Below are 11,376 nucleotides of genomic sequence, written 5' to 3'. Positions count from 1 at the left end.
TAATCTAATTGTAAGTCTCTCTTAAAAGTGCAGCTATCGGGTATACTCGGGCGCACCAGGTTTACACCCTGGTGCGCCCTGCGCTTCGAGTTTTGTGGAGAGTCATTTTGCGTGTCAGCCGTTCCTTAACGATCAAACAGATGGCGATGGTGTCTGCCGTCACAATGCTGTTTGTCTTCATCTTCTGCGTCATTTTGCTGTTTCACTCCGTACAGCAGAATCGCTATAACACGGCTTCGCAACTGGAAAGTATTGCCCGCTCGGTGCGGGAACCCCTGTCAGCCTCGATCCTGAAAGGGGATATCCCCGAGGCGGAATCCATCCTGAAGCGCATTCAGCCCGCCGGTATCGTGAGCCGCGCGGATGTCGTGCTGCCGAACCAGTTCCAGGCGCTGCGGATGAGTTTTATCCCGGAGCGTCCCGTCCCGATGATGGTGATGCGCCTGTTTGAACTGCCGGTGCAAATTTCCCTGCCTCTCTATTCCCTGGAAAGACCGGCTAACCCGCAGCCGCTGGCCTACCTGGTGCTACAGGCCGACTCGTACCGCATGTATAAATTCGTCATGAGTTGGGTTGCTACGTTAGTGACTACTTACTTACTTTTGACACTAATGCTGAGCGTGGCGCTGACGTGGTGTATCAACCGGTTAATTGTGCATCCGTTGCGCCGCATAGCCCGGGAGCTGAACGACCTCTCTCCACAGGAGCACATGGGGCATCAGCTTCCCTTGCCGCGCCTGCATCACGACGATGAAATTGGCATGCTGGTCCGGAGTTACAATATCAACCAGCAGCGTGTCCTGCGTCAGCAGGAAGAGCTCAGTAGCAACGCCACCCGTTTTCCGGTATCCGATCTGCCAAACAAAGCGTTTTTAATGGCCTTGCTGGAGCAGACCGTCGCCCGCCAGCAGACCACCGCGCTGATGGTGATTGCCTGCGAAACCTTGCAGGACACGGCGGGCGTGCTGAAAGAAAGCCAGCGCGAGATGCTGTTGCTGACGCTGGTGGAAAAGGTGAAATCCGTTCTGGCGCCGCGCATGGTGCTCACCCAGGTCAGCGGTTATGACCTGGTGGTGATCGCGCACGGTGTTAAAGAGCCGTGGCACGCCATTACGCTAGGTCAGCAAGTACTCACTGTCATTAATGAGCGGCTGCCCATTCAGGGTATCCAGCTTCGCCCGAGCGCCAGCATCGGTATTGCGATGTACTACGGGGGGCTGACCGCCGAGCAGCTTTATCGTCGGGCCTTCTCGGCCGCGTTCACCGCGCGCCGGAAAGGCAAAAACCAGATCCAGTTCTTTGATCCGGAGCAGATGGAAAAAGCCCAGCAGCGCCTGACGGAAGAGAGCGACATTCTGACGGCGATGGACAATCGCCAGTTTGCGCTCTGGCTACAGCCGCAGGTCAATTTGCGCTCGGGTGAAGTGACCAGCGCCGAAGCGTTGCTGCGTATGCAACAGCCGGACGGCACGTGGGAGCTGCCTGAGGGGATGATCGAACGTATCGAGTCCTGCGGCCTGATGGTCACCGTCGGCTACTGGGTGCTGGAAGAGTCCTGCCGCCAGCTTGCGGCCTGGCAACAACGGGGCATCACGCTGCCGCTGTCGGTGAATCTCTCTGCGCTACAGCTGATGCACCCGACCATGGTGCCGGAGATGCTCGAGTTGATCCACCGCTACCGCATTCAGCCCCACACGTTGATCCTGGAAGTCACCGAGAGCCGTTGTATCGACAATCCTGACGATGCTGTCGCCATTCTGAAACCGCTGCGTAATGCCGGGATCCGCATTGCGCTGGACGATTTTGGTATGGGGTATTCCGGCCTGCGTCAGCTCCAGCACATGAAAACGTTGCCGGTGGACGTCCTGAAAATCGACAAAACCTTTGTGGAAGGGCTGCCGGAGGATTGCAGCCTGGTACAGGCCATTATTCAGATGGCGCACAGCCTGAATCTGCACGTAATTGCCGAGGGTATTGAAACCGACGCCCAGCGTGAGTGGCTGGCTGCGGCGGGCGTGGAGAGCGGACAGGGCTTCCTGTTTGACCGCGCCGTACCGACGGATATCTTTGAGAAACGCTATCTCGCTGACGCTGGCAATAACGCAAAAGTGTAATTTTGTTGCTGGCTTGTGCGAGCCAGCTCAAAGTTCTTAACATTTGTGTTTCAAATTTGAACCCCGTTTATTTCTGTCCTGTTATGTGGGTGTTATTTTAAAGCCGCAGGTTAACCATAACCTTACAAAGCCTGTAGTTTTTCTTTCCAGGGACACCCTATGAAAACCTCACTCTTCAAAAGTCTTTACTTCCAGGTCCTGACAGCCATCGCCATCGGTATTCTGCTCGGTCACTACTACCCGGAGCTGGGCGCGCAGATGAAACCGCTTGGCGACGCGTTCGTTAAGCTCATCAAAATGATCATCGCGCCGGTCATTTTCTGTACCGTGGTGACCGGTATCGCTGGCATGGAAAGCATGAAGGCGGTCGGGCGTACGGGGGCGGTTGCCCTGCTGTACTTCGAGATTGTCAGTACCATCGCGCTGATTATCGGCCTGATAATTGTCAACGTGGTACAGCCTGGCGCGGGCATGAACGTCGACCCGGCCACGCTGGATGCGAAAGCGGTGGCGGTTTACGCTGAACAGGCGAAAGATCAGGGGATTGTTGCCTTCCTGCTGGACGTGATCCCGAGCAGCGTGATTGGCGCGTTCGCCAGCGGAAACATCCTCCAGGTGCTGCTGTTTGCCGTGCTTTTTGGCTTTGCCCTGCACCGTCTTGGCAGCAAAGGCCAGCTGATTTTTAACGTCATTGAAAGCTTCTCGCAGGTGATCTTCGGCATCATCAACATGATCATGCGTCTGGCCCCGATTGGCGCCTTTGGCGCGATGGCCTTCACCATCGGGAAATATGGCGTCGGCACGCTGGTACAGCTTGGCCAGCTGATCGTCTGTTTCTACATCACCTGTATTCTGTTTGTGGTGGTGGTGCTCGGCTCCATCGCCCGTGCGACCGGCTTCAGCATCTTCAAATTTATCCGTTACATTCGTGAAGAGCTGCTGATTGTCCTCGGCACATCCTCTTCGGAGTCCGCGCTGCCGCGTATGCTCGATAAAATGGAAAAGCTGGGCTGCCGTAAGTCAGTGGTGGGGCTGGTTATTCCTACGGGCTACTCCTTTAACCTGGACGGCACCTCGATATACCTGACGATGGCGGCGGTCTTTATTGCCCAGGCCACTAACAGCCACATGGATATCTTCCATCAGATTACGCTGCTGGTGGTGCTTCTGCTCTCTTCAAAAGGGGCGGCGGGCGTAACGGGCAGCGGATTTATCGTGCTGGCGGCCACCATTTCGGCGGTGGGCCATCTGCCGGTGGCGGGCCTGGCCCTGATCCTCGGTATTGACCGCTTTATGTCTGAAGCCCGTGCGTTAACCAACCTGGTCGGCAATGGCGTGGCGACGATTGTGGTGGCGAAGTGGGTGAAAGAGCTGGATCACAAGAAGCTTAACGATACGCTGAATAACCGCACATCTGAGGACAAAACCCCCGGTTTATCCTCTTAATCCCTCATAAATGCCCGTATTCCCTTGTGGGGATGCGGGCACCTGCGCATAATAACTGTTCATACCTGTCATAATTCGACAAGATTTTTTTTGGGTATATTTCACTTCCGCCCGTGACGTTTAGCCGAACACGCTGTCTAATCGGAAGGTTTTCATCGTCATCTTTGAGTGCTCACGTCGCGAGACACTCTCTTTAACCAGGAATGTTGATCAGGGGTTCACATGCAGGGCACAAAAATTCGACTCTTAACCGGCGGTTTGCTGATGATGGCAGCAGCCAGTTATGTGCAGGCAGATGCGCTCCAGCCAGACCCGGCCTGGCAACAGGGAACACTGGCGAACGGTTTCCAGTGGCAGGTATTATCCACTCCGCAACGTCCGAGCGATCGCATTGAAATCCGTCTTTCTGTGAATACCGGCTCCCTCACTGAAAGCACCCAGCAGACCGGCTTAAGCCACTTTATTCCTCGACTGGCGCTCACCCAGAGCGGCAGTTTGCAGGCGGTTCAGGTGCGTTCTTTATGGCAACAGGCCATCGATCCGAAACGCCCGCTGCCCCCGGCTGTGGTCTCCTATGACTACACCATGTTTAACCTGAGCCTGCCCAACAACCGTAACGATCTGCTTAAAGAAGCACTGACCTATCTTTCGGATGCCACCGGCAAACTGGCGATTACGCCTGAGACCGTTAACTATGCGTTGAGCAACAGCGACATGGTGGCGACCTGGCCGACGGATACCAAAGAAGGCTGGTGGCGCTACCGCCTGAAAGGGTCAACGCTGCTTGGCCACGACCCGGCAGAGCCGCTGAAACAGCCGGTTGATGCCGCGCAGGTGAAATCTTTCTACCAGCAGTGGTACACCCCGGATGCCATGACCCTGATTGTGGTGGGCAACGTGGACAGCCGTGCGGTGATAGAACAGATCAACAAAGCATTTGGCGATCTGAAAGGGAAGCGTGAAACGCCCGCCCCTGTTCCTACCTTGTCCCCGCTGCGTCCTGAGACGGTCAGCATCATGACGGATACCGTGCGTCAGGATCGTCTTTCAATGATGTGGGATACGGCCTGGCAGCCGATCCGCGAGTCTTCTGCGCTGTTGCGTTACTGGCGTGCGGATCTCGCGCGTGAAGCGCTGTTCTGGCACGTTCAGCAGACGCTCAGCAAGAATAACGTGAAAGATATTGGCCTGGGCTTTGACTGCCGAGTGCTGTTCCAGCGCGCCCAGTGCGCCATTAACGTGGAATCGCCGGGCGATAAGCTGAATGCCAATCTCGGCGTGGTGGCGAAAGAGCTGGCTAAAGTGCGGAAAGAGGGCCTGTCTGAAGAGGAGTTTAACGCGCTGGTGGCGCAGAAATCCCTCGAATTGCAGAAACTGTTCGCCACCTATGCCCGCGCCGATACCGATATCTTAATCAGCCAGCGCATTCGCTCCTTGCAGAATCAGGTGGTGGATATCGCGCCGGAGCAGTATCAGAAACTGCGTCAGGACTTCCTGAACGGTCTGACCGTGGAGATGCTGAATCAGGATCTGCGTCAGCAGCTGTCGCAGGATATGGCGTTGATTCTGTTGCAGCCGAAAGGTGAGCCGGAATATGACATGAAAGAGTTGAAGGCCACCTGGAGCGCCATCATGGCGACGCCGCCGCAGCCAGCGCAAACGGCAGCCGATGATTTACACCAGGATGCGAGCGATATTCCGCAGGGCCAGTAAGCTCTGCGTTCCCTCAGCCCTGAGGGAGAGGGTTAGGGTGCGGGCATCAGCCCGCACAGTCCTTAAGCAGGCATCGCCTCGCGCGGAATAATCGCTCCGCGATACTGAATCACCGTGCTGGCCGTCAAGTGACCGCGCTGCGCCGCCGCTTCCGGCGTTCCCCCCGTCAGACGTACCGCCAGATACCCCGCGCTGAAAGAATCTCCCGCCGCCGTGGTATCGATTACCTTCTCTTTCGCCAGCTTCACCGCCGGCACCTCTGTCACGGCTTCACCTGCAACCGCCACCAGGCAAGACTCCGCCCCGCGCTTGATCACCACTTCGCTGACCCCGGCAGCCTGCGTCCGGGCAATGACCTCATCAACCGGTTTTTCGCCCCACAGAGCATCTTCATCATCCAGCGTCAGGAAGGCGATATCGGTGCATTCGAGCATCTGCTTGTAGACCTGCTGCGTCTCTTCGCGGCTGGCCCACAAACGCGGACGGTAGTTGTTATCGAAAATCACCTTACCGCCATTGGCCCGGCATTCGCGCAGCAGTGACAGCAGCTTTTCACGGCTCTCCTGGCTCAGGATCGCCAGGCTGATCCCGCTCAGGTAGAGATAATCGAAGGTCGCCAGTTCTTCGCAAATGGCAGCGGCGGCCTCGCTTTCCAGCCAGAATTTGGCGGCCGCTTCATTACGCCAGTAATAGAAGGTGCGCTCGCCGGTGCTGTCGGTTTCGATGTAGTACAAACCCGGCAGGCGGTTTTCCATTCGCTGGATCAGCGAGGTCCCAACGTTTTCACCCTGCCAGGCTTCCAGCATCTGCTGGCTGAAGCTGTCCGTTCCCAGCGCGGTAACGTAGCTCACGCTCAGCGCGTCGGGGGCGACCTGACGGGCAATGTAAACGGAGGTGTTCAATGTATCGCCACCAAAACCGCGGCTGACTTCCGCGCCTTTCTGGGACAGCTCAATCATGCATTCGCCAATCACGGCAATTTTTTTAGACATAGTCGTGAACCTGAACAAAGTAATTAAGGGTAGTGTGCGCTGTGTGTTTTTTATGGTCAACTATATTAAAACGACGTTCCATTATTTTTTTTGAGCCAGCGCGTATTCCGGCATATTTCTGTCATCTTAATTTCATTTTCCCGGTGAATTGAACATAAAGTTCTCACCTGGCGGGCCGATAACTCAGTGACGAGTCCAGAAAGGCTATCCCATACAACAGGACATCCGAAATGAAGTCAGAGCAGGTTATCCAGCGGCTGAGCACTACGCCTGAGGCAAGTATTGAGAACTTGCAGGAGCATCGCTACTGGCTGCAATGTGAGCGAGCGTACACCTATCAGCCCATCTACCGTACCGACGGTCGGTTAATGGCGATTGAGGTGTTAACGGTCGTCACTCATCCATCGAATCCTTCACAGCGTATTGCACCGGACCGCTATTTTGCGGAGGTTGCCGTGCGTCAGCGTATCGACGTGCTGGAAGAGCAGCTGAGAATGCTGGCGACGAAGCAGGCGTTCTTCGAGCAGCACGGTATTCTGGCGTCGGTGAACGTGGATGGCCCAACCCTGATGGCGTTACGTCAGAACGCGACGTTGCAGGCGCTGATTGCCACCTTGCCGTGGATGCGCTTCGAGCTGGTGGAACATGTTCAGCTGCCACAGGACTCCTCGTTTGCCTCGATGTGTGAGTTTGGCCCGCTGTGGCTGGATGATTTCGGTACCGGTATGGCCAACTTCTCCGCCCTGAGCGAAGTGCGTTATGACTACATCAAAGTGGCCCGCGATCTGTTTATCATGCTGCGCCAGACGCCGGAGGGACGGAACCTGTTTACGATGCTCCTGCAACTGATGAACCGCTATTGCCAGGGCGTCATTGTGGAAGGCGTAGAGACGCTGGAGGAGTGGCGCGACGTGCAAAATTCCCCGGCAGCGGCGGCACAGGGTTATTTCCTCTCTCGTCCTGTCCCCATGGATACCCTGGAAAAGGTGATAACCACCCTCTGATCTGCCCGCTTCCCTTTGTCTGAACTATAGTTTTAGAGGCAAGTTCATCAGGAAAGGGGACAACAATGACAAAAACAACCAGGGTGATTTCCTGGACAGCAGGGATTTTCTTGTTGCTGATCGTGGTCTTAATCATCATTATCGCCACGTTTGACTGGAACCGGCTCAAACCGACCATCAACCAGAAAGTCTCAACCGAGCTAAACCGCCCCTTCGCAATACGTGGCGATTTGGGTGTCGTGTGGGAGCGCCAGAAAGAGGAAACCGGCTGGCGAAGCTGGGTGCCATGGCCGCACGTTCACGCCGACGACATCATTCTCGGCAACCCGCCGGACATCCCCGAAGTGACCATGATCCACCTGCCGCGCGTGGAAGCCACGCTGGCGCCGTTAGCCCTGTTAACCAAAACGGTGTATCTGCCGTGGATCAAACTTCAGCAGCCCGACGCGCGGCTGATTCGCCTGTCAGAGAAAAACAATAACTGGACGTTTGATCTCGCCAGCAGCGGCGATAAAGATCAGAATGCGCAGCCCTCTTCGTGGTCTTTCCGCCTCGACAATATTCTGTTCGATCGGGGGAGGATCGCCATTGACGATAAGGTGAGTAAGGCTGACGTGGAGATCCTCGTCGATCCGCTGGGCAAGCCGCTGCCGTTTAGCGAAGTGACGGGCAGTAAAGCCAAAGGCGATGACAGCAAAGCGGGCGATTACGTCTTCGGCCTGACGGCGAAAGGGCGCTACAACGGCCAGCCGCTGACCGGTAAAGGCAAAATCGGCGGCATGCTGGCGCTCAGGAGTGAGGGCACGCCGTTCCCGGTGCAGGCGGATTTCCGCTCGGGCAACACCCGCGTGGCGTTCGTGGGCACGGTTAACGACCCGATGAACATGGGCGGCGTCGACCTCCAGCTTAAGTTTGCCGGGGATTCGCTGGGTGAACTGTACGATTTGACCGGCGTGCTGCTGCCGGATACCCCGCCGTTTGAAACGGACGGGCGCCTGGTTGCCAAAATCAACACCGAAAAATCGTCCGTCTTTGACTACCGGAATTTTAACGGGCGCATCGGCGACAGCGATATCCACGGCACGCTGACCTACACCACCGGTAAACCGCGCCCGAAACTGGAGGGGGACGTTGAATCCCGCCAGCTGCGTCTGGCCGATCTTGGTCCGCTGATTGGCGTAGATTCGGGCAAAGGCACGAAGTCTAAAGAGGTTAAAAAGGACGTTCAGCCTGCGGGTAAAGTGCTGCCCTATGACCGCTTCGAAACCGACAAATGGGACGTGATGGATGCGGATGTACGCTTCAAAGGACGTAAAATTGAGCATGGCAGCACGCTGCCGCTGAGCAACCTCTCGACCCATATCATCCTGAAAAACGCCGACCTGCGCCTGCAACCGCTGAAGTTTGGCATGGCCGGGGGAACCATCTCATCGAATATCCACCTGGAGGGGGATAAAAAGCCAATGCAGGGAAGGGCGGAGATCCAGGCGCGTCGGCTGAAGCTGAAAGAGCTGATGCCGGACGTGGAGCTGATGCAGAAAACCCTCGGTGAGATGAACGGCGACGCGGATATTCGCGGCACGGGTAACTCGGTAGCGGCGCTGCTGGGTAGCGGAAACGGCAACCTGAAGCTGCTGATGAACGACGGGCTGGTGAGCCGTAACCTGATGGAGATCCTGGGGCTGAACGTCGGGAACTTTATCATCGGGCAAATCTTCGGTGACGACGAAGTACGCGTTAACTGCGCGGCGGCAAATCTGGATCTGGTCAACGGCGTGGCGCGTCCGCAGATCTTCGCTTTCGACACGGAAAACGCGGTTATCAACGTCACCGGTACCGCCAGCATGGCGTCCGAGCAGCTGGATTTAACCATCGATCCGGAAAGTAAAGGCATTCGTATCATCACCCTGCGCTCGCCGCTGTACGTTCGCGGGACCTTCAAAGATCCGCAGGCGGGCGTGAAGGCCGGGCCGTTGATTGCGCGTGGTGCGGTCGCCGCCGCGCTCGCTACGCTGGTCACCCCTGCGGCGGCGCTGCTGGCGTTGATTTCGCCGTCAGAAGGCGAAGCGAATCAGTGTCGGACGATTTTGTCGCAGATGAAGAAGTAATCCCGTTTCTCCCTCTCCCTGTGGGGAGAGGGGGCTCCAGTAATTTGAAAGCAAAAGCTATAACGTTGCCTCAGAATAACTGAGGGCTTTCAGCGATGCCTCGGTCCGGCTGTAAATCGCTGAGGCGTTTCCTGTAGGCCGGGGCGAGGCGCAGGGATGCGCCGAGAGGGCGGGCTTTACAGGGATGTTACCTCCGCCCGTCCCCGATAAGCCGGAAGGAATAAGCCGAAGGCACCGCGAAGCGGCGATTTTCCGCCGGAAGCCCGGGTCGCCAGGGTGGTGGCGACTGAGCCACCCTGGCACGTTCACCGCTCATGTCGTGACAGAGTAGCAAGGAACATAAAGTGAACGGAATGACCACCTGAGCCGTATGTTCCCCCTCACCCCAGCCCTCTCCCTCAAGGGAGAGGGGGCCGTCTGTGCAGGCATTATTTTGTGGGGAGCCCTCAGCCCTGTGGGTGAGGGCTGAATCGTAGGCCGGGTAAGGCGTAGCCGCCACCCGGCATTCACTTACAGCGCCTGATGCTTCGTCTCGTGCGTCAGCAGCAGCGCAATCAGCGTCAGCGCTGCCATTGCCGCCAGATAGACACCCACATAGAACAGGCCATAGTTCGCCTGAAGCCATGTGGCGATATACGGAGCCACCGAGGCGCCCAGAATCGACGAAACGTTATAGGAGAACGACGCGCCGGTGTAACGCACTTCAGTCGGGAACAGCTCCGGCAGCAGCGCGCCCATTGGGCCAAAAGTCAGCCCCATCAGGCTCAGGCCAATCAGCAGATACGCCATCACCAGCGCAGGGCTACCTGAACCCAGCAGCGGCGGGAAGACAAACAGCGCGAACAGAATAATCAGCGAGGTGATGACGATCATGCTTGAACGACGGCCAAATTTATCCGCCAGCAGGCCCGCGATGGGCACCATCACACCAAATCCGATGACCGCCATCATCAGCATCCACAGCACTTCGTTACGCGGCAGGCCCAGGCCGACCGGCGCGGCGGCGGTACTGAAGGTCATGGAGTAAACGGTCATGATGTAGAACAGCGTGTAGGTTGCCAGCATGATGAACGTGCCCAGCACGGTCACGCGGAGGTGTTTGGTCAGCAGCGTCCCCAGTGGAACTTTAACCTGCTTTTTCGCCGCGGCGACTTTAGCGAAGACCGGCGTCTCGTGCAGCGACACGCGAACGTACAGGCCAATCAGCACCAGCACGGCAGAGAAGACGAATGGAATACGCCAGCCCCAGTTCATGAACTGTTCATCAGTCAGCAGCCAGGAGAGGAGCAGGAAGGTGCCGTTAGCGAAGAAGAACCCAATCGGTGCGCCCAGCTGCGGGAAAGAGCCATACAGGGCTCGTTTGCGCGCCGGGGCGTTTTCGGTCGCCAGCAGTGCCGCGCCGCCCCATTCCCCGCCCAGCCCCAGACCCTGCCCAAAGCGCGCCAGCGCCAGCAGCACAGGCGCCAGAATGCCAATAGTTTCATAGGTCGGCAGCAGGCCGATGGCGACGGTGGAGATCCCCATCGTCAGCAGCGAGGCAACCAGCGTCACTTTACGGCCGACGCGATCGCCAAAATGCCCAAAGACCGCTGAACCAATCGGACGCGCAACGAAGGCGATAGCAAAGGTGGCTAAAGACTGTAGCGTGGCTGCCGTCGGGTCGCCCTGAGGGAAGAAAATATGCGGAAAGACAATGACCGCAGCGGTGGCGTAAATATAAAAGTCGAAGAACTCAATGGCGGTGCCAATCAGCGATGCGACGACGACTTTATTGCGCGAGTTGACCGGAACGTGTTCCGCCCCTTCGTTAAGTGTGGTGGCTGTTGCTTGCATAATATTTTCTTATTTTTGGACGAACGAAGGGCCATATTAGGCATAGCAAAAGCGACATTTCAATCTGTAACAAAGGCGTGACGCGGTCATAAAAGCAACAAAAAGCGGATAATTTTCAGACCAGCGAAAACACTTCTATGAAATGCTTCACACTTTTTAAATATCA

The 11,376-nt window shown here is 56.8% G+C and carries 7 protein-coding genes; 5 read left to right on the top strand and 2 right to left on the bottom strand.

What is annotated here, in order from left to right:
- Positions 1-107: 107 nt before the first annotated feature.
- The 3 genes from hmsP (at position 108) to ACQG0T_RS22065 (ending at position 5,273) form a co-directional block, all read left to right on the top strand.
- A complete protein-coding gene (gene hmsP, locus ACQG0T_RS22075) occupies positions 108-2,114 on the top strand; it encodes a biofilm formation regulator HmsP (RefSeq protein ID WP_045338529.1) in 2,007 nt (668 codons plus the stop codon).
- A gap of 159 nt (positions 2,115-2,273) precedes the next feature.
- Positions 2,274-3,560 (top strand): C4-dicarboxylate transporter DctC, encoded by a 1,287-nt coding sequence (gene dctA / locus ACQG0T_RS22070; RefSeq protein ID WP_015571524.1) that lies wholly within the window; start codon positions 2,274-2,276, stop codon positions 3,558-3,560.
- 222 nt (positions 3,561-3,782) lie between these two features.
- Entirely contained in the window at positions 3,783-5,273 is a 1,491-nt protein-coding gene (locus ACQG0T_RS22065; protein ID WP_023295577.1) for a M16 family metallopeptidase, read from the top strand.
- 62 nt (positions 5,274-5,335) lie between these two features.
- Here ACQG0T_RS22065 and ACQG0T_RS22060 read toward each other — a convergent pair whose 3' ends face one another.
- The gene (locus tag ACQG0T_RS22060) at positions 5,336-6,265 is read right to left on the bottom strand and encodes a sugar kinase (protein ID WP_039269534.1); all 930 of its coding nucleotides are present in this window, start codon (positions 6,263-6,265) and stop codon (positions 5,336-5,338) included.
- Between the two features lie 230 nt (positions 6,266-6,495).
- On the opposite strand from ACQG0T_RS22060, the gene pdeH reads away from it, so the two are divergent.
- Together pdeH and ACQG0T_RS22050 are read left to right on the top strand one after the other, a co-directional pair.
- Positions 6,496-7,269 (top strand): cyclic-guanylate-specific phosphodiesterase, encoded by a 774-nt coding sequence (pdeH, locus tag ACQG0T_RS22055; RefSeq protein ID WP_015571521.1) that lies wholly within the window; start codon positions 6,496-6,498, stop codon positions 7,267-7,269.
- A 65-nt stretch (positions 7,270-7,334) separates the two neighbouring features.
- A complete protein-coding gene (locus tag ACQG0T_RS22050; protein WP_023295575.1) occupies positions 7,335-9,377 on the top strand; it encodes an AsmA family protein in 2,043 nt (680 codons plus the stop codon).
- Positions 9,378-9,887: 510 nt separating this feature from the next.
- Here ACQG0T_RS22050 and ACQG0T_RS22045 read toward each other — a convergent pair.
- Entirely contained in the window at positions 9,888-11,210 is a 1,323-nt protein-coding gene (locus ACQG0T_RS22045; RefSeq protein ID WP_015571519.1) for an MFS transporter, read from the bottom strand.
- Positions 11,211-11,376 lie beyond the last annotated feature (166 nt).

This window comes from Enterobacter cloacae complex sp. 302F9, from assembly GCF_050030335.1.
Classification (GTDB): Bacteria; Pseudomonadota; Gammaproteobacteria; order Enterobacterales; family Enterobacteriaceae; genus Enterobacter; species Enterobacter hormaechei_C.
The sequence above is the reverse complement of the archived record's forward strand: the minus strand, read 5'-3'. Positions and strand labels throughout refer to the sequence as shown.